At 39.5% G+C, this 19,858-nt stretch carries 23 protein-coding genes and 1 pseudogene; 16 read left to right on the top strand and 8 right to left on the bottom strand.

Annotation, left to right across the window (positions count from 1 at the left end; genetic code table 11):
• The first annotated feature begins 76 nt into the window (after window positions 1-76).
• From L6W14_RS12975 to L6W14_RS12960, 4 genes are all read left to right on the top strand, one after another.
• Window positions 77-385, top strand: a complete 309-nt coding sequence (locus tag L6W14_RS12975; protein ID WP_131521467.1) for an antibiotic biosynthesis monooxygenase family protein — start codon at window positions 77-79, stop codon at window positions 383-385.
• Window positions 386-410: 25 nt separating this feature from the next.
• A complete protein-coding gene (locus L6W14_RS12970) occupies window positions 411-1,241 on the top strand; it encodes a CbrC family protein (RefSeq protein WP_131521466.1) in 831 nt (276 codons plus the stop codon).
• Window positions 1,242-1,265: 24 nt separating this feature from the next.
• Window positions 1,266-2,375, top strand: a complete 1,110-nt coding sequence (locus L6W14_RS12965; RefSeq protein WP_237898159.1) for a PQQ-like beta-propeller repeat protein — start codon at window positions 1,266-1,268, stop codon at window positions 2,373-2,375.
• A 93-nt stretch (window positions 2,376-2,468) separates the two neighbouring features.
• Window positions 2,469-2,759 carry a hypothetical protein gene (locus L6W14_RS12960; RefSeq protein WP_048392436.1) on the top strand — a complete coding sequence of 97 codons (291 nt, stop codon included), beginning with the start codon at window positions 2,469-2,471 and terminating at the stop codon, window positions 2,757-2,759.
• A gap of 49 nt (window positions 2,760-2,808) precedes the next feature.
• Here L6W14_RS12960 and L6W14_RS12955 read toward each other — a convergent pair whose 3' ends face one another.
• The 3 genes from L6W14_RS12955 to fdhF are packed head-to-tail and all read right to left on the bottom strand — an operon-like array spanning window position 2,809 to window position 7,288.
• Window positions 2,809-3,855, bottom strand: a complete 1,047-nt coding sequence (locus L6W14_RS12955; protein ID WP_131521464.1) for an Mrp/NBP35 family ATP-binding protein — start codon at window positions 3,853-3,855, stop codon at window positions 2,809-2,811.
• A 12-nt stretch (window positions 3,856-3,867) separates the two neighbouring features.
• Window positions 3,868-4,347, bottom strand: coding sequence for a helical membrane plugin domain-containing protein (locus L6W14_RS12950; RefSeq protein ID WP_131521463.1), 480 nt, complete (start codon window positions 4,345-4,347; stop codon window positions 3,868-3,870).
• A 4-nt stretch (window positions 4,348-4,351) separates the two neighbouring features.
• Entirely contained in the window at window positions 4,352-7,288 is a 2,937-nt protein-coding gene (fdhF, locus tag L6W14_RS12945; protein ID WP_237898158.1) for a formate dehydrogenase subunit alpha, read from the bottom strand.
• A gap of 574 nt (window positions 7,289-7,862) precedes the next feature.
• Between fdhF and L6W14_RS12940 the strand changes: the two genes are divergently transcribed.
• From L6W14_RS12940 to moaA, 3 genes are read left to right on the top strand one after another with little or no spacing between them, the layout of a single operon-like run.
• Window positions 7,863-8,210, top strand: coding sequence for a Na-translocating system protein MpsC family protein (locus L6W14_RS12940; RefSeq protein WP_004230595.1), 348 nt, complete (start codon window positions 7,863-7,865; stop codon window positions 8,208-8,210).
• A 12-nt stretch (window positions 8,211-8,222) separates the two neighbouring features.
• Complete coding sequence (gene fdhD / locus L6W14_RS12935; RefSeq protein ID WP_004230594.1) at window positions 8,223-9,038, top strand: formate dehydrogenase accessory sulfurtransferase FdhD; 816 nt, start codon at window positions 8,223-8,225, stop codon at window positions 9,036-9,038.
• The gene (moaA, locus tag L6W14_RS12930; protein WP_131521460.1) at window positions 9,039-10,055 is read left to right on the top strand and encodes a GTP 3',8-cyclase MoaA; all 1,017 of its coding nucleotides are present in this window, start codon (window positions 9,039-9,041) and stop codon (window positions 10,053-10,055) included.
• Between the two features lie 50 nt (window positions 10,056-10,105).
• On the opposite strand, the gene moaC is transcribed toward moaA, so the two are convergent.
• From moaC to L6W14_RS12915, 3 genes are read right to left on the bottom strand one after another with little or no spacing between them, the layout of a single operon-like run.
• Window positions 10,106-10,588 carry a cyclic pyranopterin monophosphate synthase MoaC gene (gene moaC / locus L6W14_RS12925; protein ID WP_048392450.1) on the bottom strand — a complete coding sequence of 161 codons (483 nt, stop codon included), beginning with the start codon at window positions 10,586-10,588 and terminating at the stop codon, window positions 10,106-10,108.
• Complete coding sequence (locus L6W14_RS12920) at window positions 10,581-11,171, bottom strand: molybdenum cofactor guanylyltransferase (protein WP_131521459.1); 591 nt, start codon at window positions 11,169-11,171, stop codon at window positions 10,581-10,583. Before L6W14_RS12920 ends, moaC begins: the two co-directional genes overlap by 8 nt.
• Window positions 11,168-11,662 (bottom strand): MogA/MoaB family molybdenum cofactor biosynthesis protein, encoded by a 495-nt coding sequence (locus tag L6W14_RS12915; RefSeq protein ID WP_237898157.1) that lies wholly within the window; start codon window positions 11,660-11,662, stop codon window positions 11,168-11,170. The genes L6W14_RS12920 and L6W14_RS12915 overlap by 4 nt, the downstream gene beginning before the upstream one ends.
• A gap of 107 nt (window positions 11,663-11,769) precedes the next feature.
• On the opposite strand from L6W14_RS12915, the gene L6W14_RS12910 reads away from it, so the two are divergent.
• The 5 genes from L6W14_RS12910 to moaD are packed head-to-tail and all read left to right on the top strand — an operon-like array spanning window position 11,770 to window position 15,280.
• Complete coding sequence (locus L6W14_RS12910) at window positions 11,770-12,786, top strand: thiazole biosynthesis adenylyltransferase ThiF (protein ID WP_131521457.1); 1,017 nt, start codon at window positions 11,770-11,772, stop codon at window positions 12,784-12,786.
• Between the two features lie 13 nt (window positions 12,787-12,799).
• Window positions 12,800-14,089 carry a molybdopterin molybdotransferase MoeA gene (gene glp / locus L6W14_RS12905; protein ID WP_237898156.1) on the top strand — a complete coding sequence of 430 codons (1,290 nt, stop codon included), beginning with the start codon at window positions 12,800-12,802 and terminating at the stop codon, window positions 14,087-14,089.
• Window positions 14,053-14,577, top strand: a complete 525-nt coding sequence (gene mobB, locus L6W14_RS12900) for a molybdopterin-guanine dinucleotide biosynthesis protein B (RefSeq protein ID WP_305799914.1) — start codon at window positions 14,053-14,055, stop codon at window positions 14,575-14,577. Before glp ends, mobB begins: the two co-directional genes overlap by 37 nt.
• Complete coding sequence (locus tag L6W14_RS12895; protein ID WP_048392456.1) at window positions 14,574-15,050, top strand: molybdenum cofactor biosynthesis protein MoaE; 477 nt, start codon at window positions 14,574-14,576, stop codon at window positions 15,048-15,050. Before mobB ends, L6W14_RS12895 begins: the two co-directional genes overlap by 4 nt.
• Entirely contained in the window at window positions 15,047-15,280 is a 234-nt protein-coding gene (gene moaD / locus L6W14_RS12890; protein WP_131521454.1) for a molybdopterin converting factor subunit 1, read from the top strand. The genes L6W14_RS12895 and moaD overlap by 4 nt, the downstream gene beginning before the upstream one ends.
• 37 nt (window positions 15,281-15,317) lie before the next feature.
• Here moaD and modB read toward each other — a convergent pair whose 3' ends face one another.
• Window positions 15,318-15,974 carry a molybdate ABC transporter permease subunit gene (gene modB / locus L6W14_RS12885; protein ID WP_054550421.1) on the bottom strand — a complete coding sequence of 219 codons (657 nt, stop codon included), beginning with the start codon at window positions 15,972-15,974 and terminating at the stop codon, window positions 15,318-15,320.
• Window positions 15,975-15,977: 3 nt separating this feature from the next.
• A complete protein-coding gene (gene modA / locus L6W14_RS12880) occupies window positions 15,978-16,757 on the bottom strand; it encodes a molybdate ABC transporter substrate-binding protein (protein WP_237898154.1) in 780 nt (259 codons plus the stop codon).
• A gap of 163 nt (window positions 16,758-16,920) precedes the next feature.
• On the opposite strand from modA, the gene L6W14_RS12875 reads away from it, so the two are divergent.
• The 4 genes and pseudogenes from L6W14_RS12875 to L6W14_RS12860 all read left to right on the top strand — a co-directional run bounded on the left by L6W14_RS12875 (window position 16,921) and on the right by L6W14_RS12860 (window position 19,847).
• Window positions 16,921-17,847: a substrate-binding domain-containing protein gene (locus L6W14_RS12875; protein ID WP_237898153.1), complete on the top strand. Its 927-nt coding sequence runs from the start codon at window positions 16,921-16,923 to the stop codon at window positions 17,845-17,847.
• Between the two features lie 229 nt (window positions 17,848-18,076).
• Entirely contained in the window at window positions 18,077-18,703 is a 627-nt protein-coding gene (locus tag L6W14_RS12870) for a trimeric intracellular cation channel family protein (RefSeq protein WP_227744964.1), read from the top strand.
• Between the two features lie 111 nt (window positions 18,704-18,814).
• Window positions 18,815-18,977: pseudogene (locus L6W14_RS12865) on the top strand (IS3 family transposase); the annotation flags it as partial.
• A gap of 231 nt (window positions 18,978-19,208) precedes the next feature.
• Window positions 19,209-19,847, top strand: a complete 639-nt coding sequence (locus L6W14_RS12860) for an HD domain-containing protein (protein ID WP_131521450.1) — start codon at window positions 19,209-19,211, stop codon at window positions 19,845-19,847.
• Window positions 19,848-19,858: the final 11 nt, after the last annotated feature.

Here is a 19,858-nt window from a genome sequence, read left to right as displayed (position 1 = left end):
CTTTCAGTGTCCTATATTTAGATTTTAGTCAAAGTCATTATGGTTTACAATAAAAGTAATAGAGGAGGAGAAATAAATGGAAACATATTATGCAGTGATTTTTACATCGCAAAGAACTGAGCAAGATGGGGATGGCTATGGCAAGATGGCTGACCTAATTGATGCCTTAGCACAGCAACAGCCTGGTTTCATTCGTGTTGAAAGTGTTAGAAATGAGGAAGGAAAGGGCATAACGGTATCTTATTGGGAATCGCTAGAGGCTATCCAAGCATGGAAAGACAATGCCAAGCATTTAACAGCACAACAATTGGGTAAAGACAAATGGTACACAAACTATAAAGTGGAAATCTGTCAAATGATAAAGGAGTATTCATTTGCCAAATAGCAAGTGAGAAGGAGGCCTATTTTTTATGACGATTGCGGAAGAATGGCACGAACTAAGACAAAAATTTAATCCTTCCAATCCAATAACCATTAATCAAATGCATATGTTTAAAGATCAATTAAAGCAGGTTCAACAATCAGAAGAAACATTAAGGATATTAGTAGAGGTTTACTGTTTACTTAGGATGTATCCTGAGGCATATCAGTTATTTACTGTCATTATGAATAAAGACGATAAAAAGGATCGAAAAAAGTATGGCGTTCTCCAGACCTACATAGATAAACCAAATTCGGTGAATCCTCTGCTGCCAAGAAAAATTAGAGACCATCAGCAGCTCAAAACGAAAATTCCTACGTTTAAATATCTACCAAACCCTCTAGAGGCTGGAATTTTTGAAACAGATGAAATCGTTGTATGTGATTGTTGCGAGCAAGAAGTGGATGTCTATTATACTGGTGGTATTTATGCAATTGAGGACGTAGATTATCTTTGTCCTTCCTGCATCCATAGCGGGGAAGCAGCTCAAAAATATGATGGTTCTTTCCAGCAAGACTTAATGGATGATGAACAGGTTACGAACCCCAAGTTTGCTGAGGAAGTACTCTTTCGGACGCCTGGCTATGTAAGCTGGCAGGGCAATAATTGGGTGGCACATTGCTCTGACTATTGTGCGTTTATCGGCTATGTTGGTTGGCGTGATTTAGTAGAGCTAGGAATTGAGGATCAATTTGATAATTATACCGGCTTTTCAAAAGAAGAACTTTCTGCATCCTTAATGAACAATGGTCATCATCAAGGCTATTTATTTCAATGCTTGGAATGTGACCGTTATGTCCTTTATTCAGATTTTAGTTAGTCGTTGTTTGAGGGGGGTAGAGAAGTGGAACAATTTCTACAACGATATATCTATTCATGGCGTTTAAATGGTTGGCTTATCCACGATATTTTTTTCTGCATCGTGTTAGGTACGGGACTTCTACTATTTTTGTTTATCGTCATGAAACGAAAACGACTCGTTATTTCTAGCATTTTGCTCATTGCCTTTTTATTCGTCAGTAATCTATTAATGATTGTTTTTGGCTTAGCGGGGAGAGGCTTTCCCATCAAATCCGATTCGCCGATTTATACAGATGATTCACAAAGCATTGCTGTTCAAATGGTGCAAGGCTCAGAAAATAATGGGACATCGAATGGAATTACGCATTTAATCGCACACCATCTCCTAGTAGCTGTGAATTTACAAACAGGTGAAAAGCAATGGACAAAATCAGCTTCCTATAAAGAAACACTGCTTGGGGAATTTATGGGGGGTGTTCTTGTCCATCATCGTGATGATGAGTTTGGTCAATTATCCTTGGTAGATATGGAAACAGGCAAAGAACTACTTTCTGAAAAAGATTTTCGAACGCAACATCCGTCATTAATAGCAATATTGAGCAATAATGCACATCAAATGGCTGTCCTAGAGAACCATTTATATTTGGAAGGGGTCGATGGCAAATTCTATCGCTTTGATGGTAAAACATTAAGTGAGGATGCGAAGGCTCAAGATTACCTATCTGCCCGTTTTTTCATCGAGACAGAGTTGCCGGGCTATTTTGCTACACATCCACAGCCTGTAGAGGATTATCAGGCCATTCGCGATTTTAGTCAAGCTGTCCTAACCGAGCCAGCCATTCAAGCCTATGAAAATTTACAACCAAAAGTGGTGGATGTAGATATCATAGAAAAAACGGCTCTTGTTTCATATCGACAAACACAGCGAGAAAGTGCTGAACACATGTTATTGCTCTATGATATGAACAAACATCAGGTATTGTGGGAACGCAATATTGGCATCATTAATTCCCAACAACAACAGCCCACTGTTCGGACATTAGAGAATAGCTACGTCATTCAAGCTGGTGATAGATTACTAGTATTCGATAAAGAAACGAAAAAGAGGTCTGTTCACTATCATCTACGTTGGAATCGTCCTATTGATGAGTGAAATCTATTGGAAAAATCGTTCTTTTTTTGATTCGCCAAAAAAGGAGTATAATTTAATAGGAAGAAACTCTTATTAAAAGGACGGCGTGCAAATATGAATGAACAATTAGTAGATTGGATTATACGCTTTCAAAGGGATAAGGATATTGAAGCACTGGCCCATTTAAAAGATTATTGTTATGAGATGATCGAACCTTTGATGGAAGAATTTACGATGAAGTATGGCGAAGAAGCAGGCGAGTTATTACGCCTAAAGTGGGATAAACGATTTTATTTTATATTTACAAAATATCAAGTGAATGTAGGGCTACCTCTAGAGACATTTGTAAAAAATACGTATCGTTTTTATTTCATGCAGGTGTTACAAAAGGCTGGTTATAAGTGATCGAAAAAAAAACCCTTGATTTGCGTAAAAACAAATCAAGGGTTTTAAATTATTTATAGAGTAGATCTTCTGCTAAATGAGTAAACACTTCACCGATTATCGACACTTCATCATAGACCGAGGAACCTGTATTTTCCTCAGGTTGAGCAAAAGGAATTTGAGCGATTACATCGGTCTGCAATAAATCTGCTAATTGTTCGGCTCCGCCTTGTCCAAATAGATAGTTTTTTTGACCGTCAGCGCCTTCAAAATAGGCCATGTTTTCAACAACACCAAGAATCGTGTGTTTCGTATGTTGCGCCATCAAGCCTGCACGAGATGCAACATGAGAAGCGGCAAGATGCGGTGTTGTCACGATGATTTCTTGGGCTTGTGGAATCATCGCAGCCATATCAATTGCAACATCTCCTGTACCAGGTGGTAAATCGATGAGGAGGTAATCTAAATCTCCCCATAGCGTGTTGACAAGGAAATTGCGAATCCACTTATTGAGCATAGGACCACGCCACATAACAGGCTGGTTGTCATTTGTAAAAAAGCCCATCGACATTATTTTTACGCCGTTACGTTCTACTGGAATCGCCGTTTGATCAAGCATGGTAGGCTTTTGATCAATCTTCATCATGGCAGGGATACTGAAACCATAGATATCAGCATCTAAAATACCTACACGTTTGCCAAGACGAGCAAGTGCAACCGCTAAATTAATGGTCACTGTAGACTTTCCAACACCGCCTTTACCACTTGTAATGGCAATGAATTGAACACCAGAATTAGGCAATAGCATGTTTGGCATTCCTTGATCAGTCACATTCTTTGCCTGTAGAGAGGCGGTTAAAGTGCGACGCTCCTGGTCTGTCATAGCGCCAAAGCTAATGGTAACAGTGGAGGCACCAAGCGCTTGTAAGGCCTCCTCCACATCTTGCTGTATTTTCGCCTTTAACGGACATCCTGGTATGGTCAAAATAATATCCAGCGCTATATGGTTGTCATGTATTTGAATGTTTCGCACCATATTCAAATCTACAATACTCTGATGTAGCTCAGGATCATTTACCTGTTTCAATGCGTTTACAACATTTTCTTTTGTTAACATTTAGGAACCACCTTATTCTTTTAAGCCTTTGCCGAGTCCCTTTAAGAAATGAACCCCAAAATTGAGCGCACGATTAACATCTGGATCGTTTATCATTTTCATGAGCTTAAAGGCACTGACCTTTTCATTCGATTCAAGTGCTTTACTTGCTTCATCTACGCCTGTATTTAAGCCTTCAATCAGCTTAGTCGTTGTTTCAGGATTGAGCGCCGTCAATGCTCCCGCAACACCCATTAAATTGTTAATGATATTGGTTACAGGCTTACGTGTTAATTGTCCAAGTGCAATATGTGCCACTTCCTCTTTGGCTTCAAGTAGCTTCATTGCTGCTTCTAGTGCACCGATATCATTTAATTCAGCCATAATACTAAACACCTGATTGACGGCTTCTTCATTTTCAGAAAGCAGTTCTTTTAGATTATCTAATTTTTGTTCTTTTAGTTGTTCTTCTGTTAATTGTTGTTTTTTAATGCCTGTAATGGGTACAGCCATGCTCTCACTCTCTTTCGTTTATGGTTGTTAAGTGAACGTAGCCAGGACGATTCCATTTTCGTTGTACCTCAACACCATTTTGAGGATGACGCTTTTTATAGCGTGGGTTTGTGCGAGGAAGTGGTGATTTACCTTTTGCTTTTAGCACTTCTACTCGTACTTTTGTTTGTTTATAAGCTGGTGTTGACGTATTCACATCTGCTGCAGGGCCAGTTAGGAAGTTGATGGCTGAATCTTTGCTAACAGAGTTCATTGGTAAGAATAATTCGTTTCCTTGTACGCGATCTGTAACAAGAGCATTTAGCTTCAAGGCACCATATGGAGACACTAAACGAAGTAGGGCTCCATCTGCAATGCCTCGTTCTTTCGCCAATTCTGGTGATACTTCAACGAAAATTTCAGGTACTTTCGATTGAATACCTTTCGATTTATTTGTTAGATTTCCTTCATGGAAGTGTTCAAGCATACGGCCATTATTAATATGACAATCGTATTGTGCTTCAAACTCAACAGGCTGCACCCAATCATTTAAAGCAAAACGAGCCTTCTTATCAGGGAAGTTAAAGCCATCTTCATATAATAATGGTGTATCTTTACCATCATGGCTACCCCAACAGAAGCTTCCCCAGCCTTCAAGAACATCATAGTTGGCTTGTGAGAAGAGGGGAGACAGGCTCGCCATTTCATCAAAAATGTCGCTTGGGTGATCATAATGCCAATCTGCCCCTAAACGACGAGCAACCGCTTGCAATATTTCCCAATCTACTTTCGACTCACCAAGTGTTGGTAATACTTGATACAGGCGTTGAACACGACGTTCCGTATTCGTAAATGTACCTTCTTTTTCAAGCGAAGGTGCAGCAGGTAAAATCACATCTGCATATTGTGCTGTGCGTGATAGGAAACAATCTTGGACAACGAAAAAGTCAAGCTGTGAGAGCACCTCATCTACATGGTTGGCATTACAGTCAACAAGTGCCATATCTTCGCCCACTAAATACATCGCTTTCATTTTCCCTTCCATGATCGCATCTAACATTTGCATATTATTTCGACCAGGCTGTGGTTGAATAGGGACACCATAGGCTTTTTCGAATTTTGCACGTGCCTCGTCATCTGTGACTCTTTGATAGCCTGGCAATAGATTTGGAAGTGTCCCCATATCGCAGGCACCTTGCACATTGTTATGGCCGCGGAGTGGGTAGGCACCAGCACCTGGACGACGATAGTTCCCAGTTGCTAAAAGTAAATTTGAAATCGCTGCGGATGTATAGGAGCCACCAGTATTTTGTGTTACCCCCATGCCCCAAAGAACACATGTACCATCTGCATCACGAATCATTTCAGCTACTTCGATCAATGTTTCCTTACTAATACCAGTCATTTCTTGTGCATAATCAAGTGTATAGGTTGCAAGTACTTGTTTAAAATCATCATAATGAAGGACGTTTTCTTGAATAAACGCTTCATCATGCCAACCTTGATCAATGATATATTTGGTAACAGCCATTAACCAAACTTGGTCAGTACCTTGCTTTGGACGCATAAAGATGTCGGAACGCTCTGCCATTTCATGCTTACGAATATCAGCAACAATTAATTTCTGACCATGTAATTTATGTGCACGTTTCACACGTGTTGCTAAAACAGGATGTCCCTCAGCTGGATTAGCCCCAACAATAATGACAAGTCCAGCCTTAGCAATATCTTTGATCGTACCAGCATCTCCTCCCATGCCAACTGTACGTAATAAACCATCAGTTGCAGGAGATTGGCAATAACGAGAACAATTATCGACATCGTTTGTTCCAAATAATTGACGGGCCATTTTTTGAATTAAGTAATTCTCTTCATTTGTAATTTTAGAAGAGGAGATAAAGCCAACAGAACCTGGACCATATTGTTGTTGAATGCCACCTAGTTTTGTTGCAATTAAATCAAGTGCTTCATCCCACGATGATTCCACAAACTCATTATTTTTACGAATGAGTGGTTTTGTAATACGTTCCTCAGAATTGATAAAATCCCAGCCAAATTTCCCTTTGACACATGTAGAAATCGCATTTACTGGACCATCGGAAGGCTGTACTTTTAAAATTTTACGACCCTTTGTCCAAACTTCGAACGAGCAGCCTACACCACAGAAAGTACATACTGTTTTTGTTTTTTTGGTGCGCTTACTACGCATGGCTGCTTCCACTTCAGAAACGGCGAAAATACCGCTATAGCCTGGTTCAACTTCCTTAATCAAACTGATCATCGGATCTAACATATCCTGTTTGAGGCCAGTCATAAATCCAGCCTCTCCAAGCATGGATTTTTCCATTAAGGCATTACATGGACATACGGTTACGCATTGACCACAACTTACACAGGAAGAATCATTGATAGCAACGCCCGTATCCCAAATGACACGTGGTCTTTCTGCTTCCCAATCAAGGGATAATGTTTCATTTACCTGTAGATTCTGACAAACCTCTACGCACTGACCACAAGCGATACATTGGTTAGGATCATATCGATAAAACGGATGTGACATATCTACTTCATGAGGTTCAACTTTTGGCTGGTAGGGATATTTTTGATGCTCGATTTCCATCATTTCGGCAGTGTTGTGTAAAGCACAATTGCCATTGTTGTTATCACAAACTGTACAATACAGTAAATGATTTTCGAGTAGACGGTCCATCGCTTCTGTTTGTGCCGCTTTTGCTTTGTCAGAAGTTAGGAGTACATTCATGCCGTCTACTGCCTTTGTAGAGCAGGAACGAACTAATTGGCCATTCACTTCCACGATACATGTATCACATGTTTCAATGGGGTCAACAGCGGGCACATGACAAATCTGTGGATGCGGAATGTCATGTTGATTAATGGTATCAAGGATTGTAGCTCCTTCTTTTACTTCATACGGTACGCCATTAATATTAATTTGAGTCAAGGTAACTTCCTCCTTTTGCACTTTGAGACGAATCGGATAACATGGTACAGCTTAAGACAAAAGGGAATAACAAATCGAGTTGGTGATTGTTGAAAAGATTGTCTTGTTATCATTGTAATTCCCAATGGTTCTTGAAGCTACCTCAAAATAGGTAAATTGCTAGATCATAACATGTTATCCATGTCTCGGTTTTGAAAAAATAAAAAAATCCACCATGAAATTACATGTCCGAGACATGCTAATAATTCATGGTGGATAAAATTCTTAGCAGGTCTTGCTAAAAACTCAATCTACTTTTATTTTTTAATTACAATAGAATTCAACTATTAAAAACACTATGCAACATCGTAACATAGGGTTCAAAATAAATTAATTCCATTTGTGATATGAATAGTATAGCCCTTTCCTTCAAAATGAACAATATTTATCATAAAATTTATTAAATGAGAATTATTATCAAAAAGTATTTTCTCTTTTATTTTTTTAAAAGTTGCTATATCATTAACAAACTGTAAGGGTGGCCTACATAACCATTTGCCTAAAAAAGTTTAATTATGATGGGAGAATCGTTGCTATGTCTAAAAAAATCCACGAATTTAATGACATGATTCGAAAGTTAAGAAAGGAAGTATTTGGTAAAGGTCCTGAACGTATTCATACTGTTTTTGTCGAGAATATGGCTGTATCTACCTTATACGGAAATATCACTCCGACAGAAAAATTTATTGCCAGTACACCAGAAGGGCTGAAAATGGTGCATGCTGCAAGGACGAGTATGATTCAAGATTTATATAGACAATCGCCACCAGAGGGTATGGAAGAATTGATGGGCAGCAAATTACTTCACTTATTTTCAGATATTAAAATTGAAGAGGATTTTGCGATTTCCGTCTTTGTTTTTGAAAAGCATATCAGTGAATAAAGGGGATGCCTTATGGATCGAGCAATGACAAGAAAAATTGTGCGTGTTGAAGGACAACGAGTGACAGAAATGGTTGATTTAATTGTTTCAGAATACGCTGTTACCGTAAAAATTAATCAGCAAGAATTTGTCACGATGGTCTGTACACCAGAGTATGTAGAAGATATGGTTATTGGCTACTTAGCTTCTGAACGAGTGATTCGTAGTTTTGAGGATATTGAGGAAATTTGGCACCAAGAGAAAGAGGGTTTTGTGCATATTAAAACAAAGCATATTAATCCTTATTACCAACAGACGCAAAACAAGCGCTATATTACGTCTTGCTGTGGGATGAGTCGACAAGGCTTTGTGTTTACGAACGATGCATTAGTAGCGAAAAAAATGGATCAAGTCCATGTGCAAATAACGACCGAAGATTGCTTCCGTTTAATGCATGCGATGCAGGATAGTGCAGATATTTTTAAGAAAACGGGTGGGGTGCATAATGCTGCACTATGTGATGTAAATGGCATCGTCCTAAGTCGCATGGATATTGGACGTCATAATGCTTTGGATAAAATTTACGGCTATTGCCTACGCAACAACATCCGTATGGAAGATAAAATTATCGTCTTTAGCGGACGAATATCATCAGAGATTTTACTAAAGGTTTCCAAAATAGGCTGTGCCATCGTGCTGTCTAAATCAGCACCCACAGAATTAGCATTGCAATTAGCAGAGCAGCTTGGTATTACGACGGTTGGCTTTATTCGGCAACAGACATTGAATATTTATACACATCCACAACGCATCCTATTACCAGCTAATGAATTGAAAGAAGGAGATTAGATGACGAATCTACAAGACCAATTACACAGACCGTTAAGAGATTTAAGAATATCCGTGACAGATCGTTGTAATTTTCGCTGTCGCTATTGTATGCCAGCAGAAGTATTTGGTCCAGATTACGCATTTTTACCGTCTGATAAAATATTAAGTTTTGATGAAATTGAACGATTAGTAAAAATCTTTGTTTCATTGGGCGTGAAAAAAATACGGATTACAGGTGGGGAACCCTTACTACGTCGTGATTTGCCCGAATTAATTGCCCGTATTCACCGCATAAAAGGTGTAGAAGATATTGCTTTAACAACCAATGGCTCGTTATTAAAAAAATACGCACATTCATTGGCACAGGCAGGCTTAGCCCGAGTTTCTGTTAGTTTAGACTCGCTTGATGATGAGCGTTTTTTCGAGATGAATGGTCATAGAGGCAAGGTATTGCCAGTGTTAGAGGGAATTGAAAAGGCTGCAGAAGCGGGCTTACAAGTAAAAATTAATATGGTTGTTCAAAAAGGGAAAAACGAACAAGATATTGTTACAATGGCGCAGTTTTTTAAAGAAAAACAGCATATTCTACGCTTTATTGAATATATGGATGTAGGGAATTCGAACGGCTGGCGCTTGGATGATGTGGTGTCCAAAAAAGAGATTATTGAGCAAATCCATCAGTTTACGCCGTTACAACCAGTAGCGCCCAATTATAAAGGAGAGGTGGCAACGCGTTATCAGTATCAAGATGCTCAAGGTGAAATTGGTATAATTTCATCTGTAACGGATTCATTTTGCTCCAATTGCTCACGTGCTCGTCTCTCTGCAGAAGGTTCATTATACACTTGTTTATTTGCAACAGAAGGCACGGATTTAAGGGAATTGTTACGTTCAGGGCAAGATGATGCTGCCATCATCAAGTGCATAACGAACGTTTGGGAAACAAGAAATGATCGTTATTCAGATGAACGCAATGAACAAACGATGGCAAAAAGGAAAACGTCAAAAATTGAAATGTCTCATATTGGGGGGTAGGGTGTAAAAAACAGAAAAAAATCGGCACAATAATGCCGAATTTTTTCTGTTTATTTATGCACAAAAGTGCCACTTTTCCCACCTGTTTTTTCAACAAGGTAAGTTTCTTTGATGACCATCGTCTTATCAACGGCTTTGCACATATCATAAAAAGTTAGTGCTGCGACAGACACAGCAGTGAGAGCTTCCATTTCAACACCCGTTTTTCCACTGCATTTAACAGTGGCTTGAATATGGAGCTCATAGCCATTCTCTGCTTTTTCATAGTCAAACTGGAAATCCGTACCCTGTAGCATGATGGGATGGCACATGGGAATGATATCAGCTGTTTTTTTAGCGCCCATAATCCCTGCAATTTGCGCAACTTGCGTCGGATCACCTTTTTTAATGCCACCTTGTTGGATGGCTTCATAGACCGCATCGGATAAAAGAATCGTACTGCGCGCAATGGCTGTACGTGTTGTGATTTCTTTTGCGGAGATATCGACCATTTTAGGACGACCTTCTTCGTTCCAGTGTGTAAAATTATTCATTATTAAACTCCTTTTTACTTGTTTGTGACCAGTCTTGTTGTGCGTTGATATTGATAAATGTTGAGCTATTGTCATCAAAAGGGACATAACAAACACGAAGTTGCTCTAAAAGCACTTTCATACTCCGTTTATTTTGTGTCGTTAATTGTGTCGCCTTTGGTAAAGCAGTACGTCGATATAATGCAGCTAATGGCTGATCGCGTAGCGCTTGTGTCGGAACAATAGCATCATACGTGTCATTAATCAAGCCTACCATTTTTTGGATAAATTCTGCATTCATATAAGGCATATCGCTTGCTACGACAAAAAACCATTCCACATCAGGATAGGCTGTCATGATATGATGCAAAGCAAAAAGAGGGCCTTGATGTGGCTGCTTTTCAATAACCCAGTGGACATTTTCCTGTCCAAACTGATGTTGTAAGTGCGCATTTGTAGCGATAATAAGAGGGTTTAGCTGATTTTTTTGCAGGGCTATGAGACTATGTTTATATAATGGCAGTCCAGCAAACTTCTCAAACATTTTTGGCTGTCCATAGCGAGAGGATTGACCGCCAGCTAACACTATACCTGCAATTTTCATAAGCGCTTCAACTCACCAACAAAATGTTGGACTGTAGGTACTATGAGCTTCGTCATAGCTAAAGTCACCGCATTTGTGGAGCCTGGTAAAACATAAATGGCTGTTTGCTGGAGACTTCCTGCCGTGGCACGACTAAACATCGCCTTTGGGCCAATTTCTTCATAGCTGAGCATTCGAAATAATTCACCAAACCCCATCATTTCTTTTTCAAACAGAGGCAGAATGGTGTCATAGGTTTGGTCTCTTGGTGTAAATCCTGTTCCACCAGTAACGATAATGGTATTAATTGTTGGATCGCTGCACCAATTTTTAACATGATGAGCGATATCGAGCGGTTCATCCTTTGTTAGTTGGTAGTCTATAACTTCAAATGCAGCTTTTTGTAGTAAGGACTGAATACGCTGACCAGCATGATCATCTGCCTTTGTGCGTGTATCACTGACCGTTAAAATGGCAACTTGAATTGGTTGCTGCTGATGTGAGGGATGCACAGTAAGACCTCCTTCAAATGCGTTTTTGCTAAAAAACATTGCTTTTATTATAATGCTATAAATGAAAAGGTCAAACGAAAATTCATAGAAAGAAAGGCCACATACGTATGCAAAATAGATATTCTAGACAACAATTATTTCACCCTATCGGACAAACTGGGCAACAATCCCTTCAGCAAAAACACGTCCTTATTATAGGTGCGGGGGCATTGGGGAGTGCTAGTGCAGAAGCGCTTGTGCGAGCAGGTATTGGCAGGCTGACACTCATTGATCGTGATTATGTAGAGTGGAGTAATTTACAAAGACAGCAATTATATACAGAGCTAGATGCACAAGAAAAAATGCCCAAAGTTATCGCAGCTAAAAAGCGTCTCCAACAAATAAACACAGAGGTAGAAATTCATGTCGGCATTATGGATGCTTGTACAGAGACCTTGCTACCATTACTAGAAGATGTTGATGTGATGGTCGATGCGACCGATAATTTTGATGTTCGTTTTGTCATGAATGACCTTGCGCAAAAATATCGTATTCCTTGGGTATATGGCTCTTGTGTTGGTAGTTATGGTGCGACTTACACGGTTGTACCAGGTAAAACGCCTTGTTTGCATTGCTTATTAAAGGTGATGCCCCATACAGGGATGACTTGTGATACCGTTGGCATTATTAGTCCAGCAGTTCAAATTGTTGCTGCTTATCAGGTGGCAGAGGTTTTCAAGCTGCTTGTTGGAGATGACAAAGCCTTACGAAAAAGCTACTTAACGTTTGATGTTTGGCAAAATCAACACTATGAAATCAATGTGGAGAAAATAAGGCAAGGTGATTGTCCATCTTGTGGCGACAAGCCGACCTATCCTTACCTATCCTATGAAAATCAAACGAAATTACAGATCCTTTGTGGCCGAGACGCGGTACAAATTCGACCACCAAAGCCCATTTACTATTCGCTTGATCAGCTGGCAAATCAGCTCCGTTCCCACGGAGAAGTCCAGGTTAATCCTTATTTGCTATCTTGCCAAGCGGACGATTACCGAATCGTTATTTTCCAAGATGGGCGAGTTGTGATACATGGTATACAAGATATACAGAAAGCCAAAAGCATTTATTATCGTTTATTAGGTTAAGGGAGTGTACCAAATGGTAGAAAAAAGACAACCAATTCCTGTGGCAGAAGCCGTTCATCGTGTAATGGACTATGCCTTTCAAGCAAAAAAGGAGCATGTGTCATTAACGCAAGCACATGGACGCTTTATAGCACAAGCTATTAGAGCCGATCATGATGTACCTGCTTTTGATCGTTCACCGTATGATGGCTATGCCATTCGTTCCGTCGATAGCCAAGAGGCATCTTCACAGCATCCAGTCCGCTTTCAAGTCGTTGGAGAAATTGGCGCAGGCTATGTCTATGAAGACGTAGTTGGCGATTATCAAGCAGTCCGCATTATGACCGGGGCCCCGATACCGCAAGGATGTGATGCAGTGGTCATGCTAGAATTAACCCAAACATTCGAAGAAAATCACCAAAAGTACATGTCGATTAAACGACCTTTTGAAGCAGGTACTAATATTTCCTATAAAGGGGAAGATGTGCAGCAAGGCGCAGTCCTCATTGAACAAGGCCAATATATTACCCCGGGTGTGATGGCCTTACTTGCTACTTTTGGCTACGAGCAAGTACCTGTTTATCGTAAAACAGTTATTGGTGTGCTTGCCACTGGTAGCGAATTACTAGAGCCAGGTGAAGCTTTACAGCCAGGTAAGATTCGCAATAGTAATGCCTATATGATGATGGCGCAAATTGAGCGTGCTGGGGCAGAAGTGAAATATTTCGGCAAGTTGAGCGATGATCTTACATTATGTATTGAAAACGTAGAAAAAGCCTTACAGGAAGTAGATATTTTAATTACAACGGGTGGCGTTTCCGTAGGTGATTATGATTATTTACCAGCTATTTATGAGGCGATCGATGCAAAGGTATTGTTTAATAAAATAGCGATGCGTCCAGGTAGTGTGACAACGGTTGCTGCTCGCAACGACAAATTATTATTTGGTCTTTCTGGTAATCCTTCAGCCTGCTATGTTGGCTTTGAGCTATTTGTACGTCCGATTATACGTTCTGCATATGGGCATACTCAACCACATTTACGCAGAGAGCAAGCTATTTTAGGGGCTAATTTTACAAAGCCAAATCCCTTTACACGCTTTGTACGAGCTCGTATCGAATATGAAAAAGGGAAGCTCGTAACTGTCCCATCTGGGTTCGATAAATCGAGTGCAGTTTCATCTTTAGCGACAGCCAATGCATTCATTGTTTTACCAGGTGGCTCTAGAGGCTATGAAAAGGGTATGCAAGTGGATGTCCTTTTGCTAGAAGATCTGCAAGGAAGTGAGTGGCCTTGGGACAATATCGAAAAATCTTACAGATAGTTGGCTATCAAAATAGTGGGAAAACAACATTGATGGAGCAATTGATCAAGCAGGCTACAATGGAAGGGCTAAGGGTAGGAACCATTAAGCATCATGGACATGGTGGAGTACCGACGATCGAAACTTCCAAGGATAGTAGTCGGCATGAGCAAGCAGGTGCGGTTGTTACAGCAGTGGAGGGGGCGGGTACTTTACGTATGAGTATCCACCAAAATAGCTGGCAATTGGCTGATATACTAGCGATTTATGAGTCCCTTCCACTGGATATCATGCTAATTGAAGGGTATAAAAATGAACATTATCCGAAGGCTGTGCTGCTGCGCACTGCACAGGATCAAGTACTACTACAGCAAGTAACCAATATCCGCTGTGTGATTTATTGGCCAAGCTGTCCGCTTGATCTATCCCTTGCAATCCCTGCTTTTTCGATTCATGAAGAATCACAATATATGGAATTTTTGTTGACAGAAATGAGGGAAAAACTATGACGACAGCGTTATTTGAAGTTATCGATCAACCAATAGATGTGGAGGAAGTAAGACAAAAAGTCCTTAGTCGAAATGCTGGAGCCATCACATTATTCATCGGTACAGTGCGTGAAATGACAAATGGTAAAAAAACGATGCATTTGGAATATCAAGCCTATCCAGCAATGGCGATTAAAATGTTTGAACAGATTGCAAAGGAAATACAAGAAGAGTGGCCAGAAGCAAAAGTAGCCATCACCCATCGTGTCGGTCATTTAGCTATTTCCGATATTGCCGTAGTGATTGCTGTGTCATCACCGCATCGTAAAATAGCTTACATGGCGAATGAATATGCAATTGATCGCATAAAACAAATCGTGCCCATATGGAAAAAAGAACATTGGGAGGACGGGACAGAGTGGATTGGTGATCAATTAGAAAATGTTCCCTATCCGCAAGGGAAACCAGCCATTCAGGAGGAGGAAAACCTGTGATTAACATTTTATTATTTGCCCACCTACAGGAAGCACTAGGTGAATCAAAGCTATCAGTAGAGCTGTCAGATGTGACAGTTGCGCAGTTAAAAGAGTGGATGGAAATGCGCTACCCTCAGCTATCATTACAACAGATCATGACAGCGGTTAATGAAGAATTTGCAACGGATACGACGATTGTCAAATCTGGCGACACAATCGCCTTTATTCCACCGATCAGTGGGGGATAAGCAAAAAGAGGTAGTTGGCTAGAGCCAACTACCTCTTTTATACTTTCAGGATATGGATACTAAGAAGTAAAAGGAAGGAAATGGCGATCATACACAGAACCCATGTCCAGGCAAGGGTCATGTTTCCAGAATCGATGGCCATATATATTGCTAGCGGTGTTGTTTGTGTTTTCCCTGGAATATTTCCCGCAAACATAAGTGTCGCTCCAAACTCACCCAAAGCTCGTGTGAAGCTTAGAATCCCACCAGAAACAAGTGCCTTTAATGCAAGGGGAATGGACACATAAAGAAAGACCTGCCATTCATTCGCTCCATCCACACGTGCTGCATTTTCAATATCTCGATCGACAGAGGCAAAGCCAGTTTTAGCTGATTGATACATTAATGGAAAGGCAACGATTGTAGAAGCGATGACGGCCGCCCACCATGTGAACATGATAGGTTGATCGAATAGCCAGATAATGATATCTCCTAACATACTATTTTTCCCGAAAATGACGATAAGCAGGAAACCGACTACTGTAGGTGGTAATACCAATGGTAACAGCAATACCGTTTCTAGCACTATTTTGCCTTTGAAATCATGGGTTGCCATCCATTTACCCATTAAAATACCTGCTATAATAGCGATGATCCCTGCAACAAAAGCAATTTCGATCGAAAGCCTAAGTGGAGACCAAAAATCGGTACTCATCTTTTATTGAGCCCCTTTAAATCTATACTTTTCAAAGACATCCATAGCTTCATCACTTTGTAAGAAGTGATAAAAATCCTCCGCCTCTTGTGCATGTTTACTAGCTTTTAGAACACCTACAGGATAAATAATCGGTGCGTGCATAGCATCATCGGCAGTTGCCACGACATTGACCTTATCAGAGACAAGGGCATCTGTTTTATAGACCATACCTGCATCCACATTTTCTGTTTCTGTATAAGTAAGTACTTGACGTACATCTTTTGTATACACTACTTTTGATTCGAGTGAATCCCACAGTTGCATATTTTTTAATGTGTCCACACCATACTGTCCGGCAGGAACCGTTTCGGGCGTACCGAGTGCAATTTTTCCTGCTTGTTGTAAATCTTCAAAGGATTGAATTTGCTTTTCATTGCTTTTAGGCACGATTAATACTAAATCATTGGCTAAAAGATCCGTTCCTAGCTTTTGATCGATCATTTCTTTCTCTACAAGCGCATCAAATTTATCCTTTGCTGCTGAAAAGAAAAGGTCTGCAGGAGCCCCTTGTAAAATTTGTTGCTGTAAAGCACCTGAACCTCCAAAGTTATAGAGAATTTTGATTGTATCGTGTTGTTGTTCATAAGTTGTTTTCAGTTCTTCTAAGGCATCCTGTAGACTAGCTGCCGCAGAAATTGTTAGTTCAACTGGTTCGTTTGTTGCCGCCTCTTGGTTACCACAGGCTGCTAATAGTCCAACTAGTACTAACAGTGTCGCAAATAAACGATAATATTTTTTCACGATGAGTATACTCCTTTTATTACTCGTTATAACAAGACATAACTAATTATAATCAGATATAAATAAAAAAGAAAGTTAGTAAGGGTAGAAAATGTCAAGATGTTCATAAGGCTATAAATACGTTACCATGTAAAATAGAGGCTTATAGGAGGAGAACTTTTACATGTCACAAGAACAATCCTATACGATTGAAGAGGTTGCACAATTATTAAAGGTTTCAAAATTAACAATTTATGATTTAGTGAAAAAGGGTGATTTGCCAGTTTTCCGCGTAGGGCGACAAATGCGGGTAGATCGTGCTGACTTGCAAACCTATATACAAAATCAAAAAACAGGTAGTATGCCAGCTTTGGCACAGGCTTCCATAGCCACTCCGACTAAAAATCACGCGAAAATTATAGTGAGTGGGCAAGATTTAGTATTAGATATTTTAGCAAAATATATCGAGAAACGACGATCTACGAAAGTATTACGCTCACATGAAGGTAGTTTTAATGGTGTAATGGCGTTGTATCACGGAGACTGTGATATTGCGAGTTTACATATGTTTGATGGGGATACAGGAGATTATAATACTCCTTATGTAAAAAAAATCTTTGTCAGCCATGCCTTTGTTCTCATCAATGTTGTATCACGTAAAGCAGGTTTCTATGTTCAAAAGGGGAATCCGCTGGAGATACGCACATTTGAAGATTTCCAAACAAAGACATTCACATTCATCAACCGTGAGAAAGGCTCAGGTGCTCGTACTCTGTTAGATGAACAATTGCGCATTCACGGTATCGCTCCATCCACGATTGCAGGCTATACCCATGAAGAAATGAGCCACCTCGATGTCGCCTCTGCAGTTGCCAATGGACGTGCAGATGTTGGGATTGGCATTGAAAAAATCGCCAAGCTTATTCAGGTCGATTTTATACCGATGGTCACTGAACGTTACGATATTGTGTTATTAAAAACACCAGAAAATCAACCGCTCATCGATATGGTGAAGGAGATTTTAAATACACCTGATTTCCAATCTGAAGTAGCTGCATTAGGAGATTATGACATCTCTTTAATGGGCCAAGTCATGTATGAAACGCTATAATCAAAAATTCATATTGAGTTTAATAAAAAAATCAATTACAATTCTAACTAGGAAATTTTATGGTCGTTGTGTCAATTAGTATGGCACAGCAGCTATATTCTTTTATGATACATGGTGAGATGGATAAATTAGTAGGTACTACTGCTAGGATATTAGCCCACCATAAAATAGCTTGCGTACTCAATGCGCAACTATTTTATGGTGGGCTTTTTTGTATAGTAAAAAGGAGATGGATGATGTGACATGGTCAGTATTACATATCATTGGCATTATTGCCTACGCCATTAGTGGAGCATTTGTTGCGTTACAGGCCAACTATTCTTTTATTGGCATATTTGTGCTTGGTCTGACAACGTCTTATGGTGGTTCCATTATCCGCAATGTTGTACTGGATATCCCTGTGTCAGATATATGGGAACGGCAATCCTTATTAGTCGTTTTAGTCACGCTGACGACCATTTTATTTGTCAAAAGGAACTGGATTCATCATTGGAACCGCTGGGGCTATTTCTTTGATTCAATTGGCCTAGCTTCTTTCGCAATACAAGGCGGATTGTTAGCAAAAAGCTTACATCACGACCTAGGTATCATTATTATAGCGTCGATGTTTACTGGTGTTGGTGGAGGGATGGTTCGAGATTTGTTAGCTGGTAGAACACCGCTTGCATTAAGAGAAGAAATCCATGCTGTCCTCACATTTGTATGTGCCCTTTGTATATGGTTAGGGTGGGACAGCCCGCTTGAATTGTCAGTCATTGTTATTTTTATAGTAGTGATTCGCATGTTATCGGTGAATAATAAATTAAGATGGAAGCTTCCTTTTAAACATTCCTATAAGAATGCAGAGGAAAAATAGGTTGATTGTCGAAACGAACTGCCCTGTAAAAGTTTGACTCCAATCTTACTTTTATGGGGATTTTTTGTGTCTTTTGTAGACCCTTTGCTATGCGAGGGATTCCAAAGAGTTTTCCTGTATCTACAAGAATTTGAATCCATGGCATTATGAACAGGAATTACATCACTATATTCACTATTACAATCACAAACGAGTGAAGGCAAAATTAAAAGACCTAAGCCAGGTGGAGTACCGAAACTCAGGTCTTAGAAGTAGCTTAACTAAATATGTCTAACTTTTTTGGGTCAGCACATTTTGAAAAGTAAAATCAATTAACGATACAAAATTTATAACTAAAAACAAGTAGTTTCCAATGTAATTACCTTACTTTAAAAATAATATCTAATATAGAAAAAAACTATGATTATCATAGAAATGATTTAATAGATAAATGATGTAAACTTTTTTAAAATGAAGATGGCCTTATGAAAATGAGGACTATTAGATTGGAAAGGTGTTTTAGATTATGCTTAATGAAGTAGCAGGTATTAAAATTCCAGATTCTATTTTAGCAAGGGATGCACGAGATATTTTAAGAGACTACGGAAATGATTTACTTTGGAATCATTCGAACCGTGTATTTCTATTTGGTGCCATTATGGGAAAAGAGGCAAAAAAGAATTATGATCTAGAGTTACTGTATATCAGTGCATTATTCCACGATTTAGGATTAACAAAAGAGTATAGCAGTCCAGATTTACGATTTGAAGTAGATGGTGCAAATGCTGCAAGAAGCTTTTTGCAACAATATCAAGTTCCAGAAGAGTCAATTCGCCTTGTCTGGGATGCAATAGCATTGCATACGACAATTGGAATAGCAGAACATAAAGAATCTGAAGTATCATTATTGTACTCAGGTGTAGGGTTAGACGTTATGGGGGATGGTTTTAAACAATTTCCAGCTGAATTGAGAGAAGAAATTGTACAAGCATTCCCACGTAATAATTTCAAACAAGACATTATTCCAGCTTTTTATGAAGGTTTTAAGCATAAACCAGAAACTACCTTTGGTAATATTAAATCTGATGTCGTTGAATTCTGTAAACCGAACTTTAAACCAAAGAATTTCTGTGAATGTATTTTACATTCACCTTGGAAAAGTTAATCAAAACATCA

Source organism: Lysinibacillus sp. ACHW1.5, from assembly GCF_022014815.1.
Classification (GTDB): Bacteria; Bacillota; Bacilli; order Bacillales_A; family Planococcaceae; genus Lysinibacillus; species Lysinibacillus capsici.
Note: the sequence above shows the minus strand (reverse complement) of the source record. Positions and strands in the feature narration are given on the sequence as shown.

Bases quoted from the DNA above. Each gene is read 5' to 3' on its own strand.
- L6W14_RS12975 (WP_131521467.1), top strand. From the start codon at position 77: ATGGAAACATATTATGCAGTGATTTTTACATCGCAAAGAACTGAGCAA.
- L6W14_RS12970 (WP_131521466.1), top strand. From the start codon at position 411: ATGACGATTGCGGAAGAATGGCACGAACTAAGACAAAAATTTAATCCT.
- L6W14_RS12960 (WP_048392436.1), top strand. From the start codon at position 2,469: ATGAATGAACAATTAGTAGATTGGATTATACGCTTTCAAAGGGATAAG.
- L6W14_RS12955 (WP_131521464.1), bottom strand. From the start codon at position 3,855: ATGTTAACAAAAGAAAATGTTGTAAACGCATTGAAACAGGTAAATGAT.
- L6W14_RS12950 (WP_131521463.1), bottom strand. From the start codon at position 4,347: ATGGCTGTACCCATTACAGGCATTAAAAAACAACAATTAACAGAAGAA.
- L6W14_RS12940 (WP_004230595.1), top strand. From the start codon at position 7,863: ATGTCTAAAAAAATCCACGAATTTAATGACATGATTCGAAAGTTAAGA.
- fdhD (WP_004230594.1), top strand. From the start codon at position 8,223: ATGGATCGAGCAATGACAAGAAAAATTGTGCGTGTTGAAGGACAACGA.
- moaA (WP_131521460.1), top strand. From the start codon at position 9,039: ATGACGAATCTACAAGACCAATTACACAGACCGTTAAGAGATTTAAGA.
- moaC (WP_048392450.1), bottom strand. From the start codon at position 10,588: ATGAATAATTTTACACACTGGAACGAAGAAGGTCGTCCTAAAATGGTC.
- L6W14_RS12920 (WP_131521459.1), bottom strand. From the start codon at position 11,171: ATGAAAATTGCAGGTATAGTGTTAGCTGGCGGTCAATCCTCTCGCTAT.
- L6W14_RS12910 (WP_131521457.1), top strand. From the start codon at position 11,770: ATGCAAAATAGATATTCTAGACAACAATTATTTCACCCTATCGGACAA.
- glp (WP_237898156.1), top strand. From the start codon at position 12,800: ATGGTAGAAAAAAGACAACCAATTCCTGTGGCAGAAGCCGTTCATCGT.
- L6W14_RS12895 (WP_048392456.1), top strand. From the start codon at position 14,574: ATGACGACAGCGTTATTTGAAGTTATCGATCAACCAATAGATGTGGAG.
- modB (WP_054550421.1), bottom strand. From the start codon at position 15,974: ATGAGTACCGATTTTTGGTCTCCACTTAGGCTTTCGATCGAAATTGCT.
- L6W14_RS12875 (WP_237898153.1), top strand. From the start codon at position 16,921: ATGTCACAAGAACAATCCTATACGATTGAAGAGGTTGCACAATTATTA.
- L6W14_RS12870 (WP_227744964.1), top strand. From the start codon at position 18,077: ATGGATGATGTGACATGGTCAGTATTACATATCATTGGCATTATTGCC.
- L6W14_RS12860 (WP_131521450.1), top strand. From the start codon at position 19,209: ATGCTTAATGAAGTAGCAGGTATTAAAATTCCAGATTCTATTTTAGCA.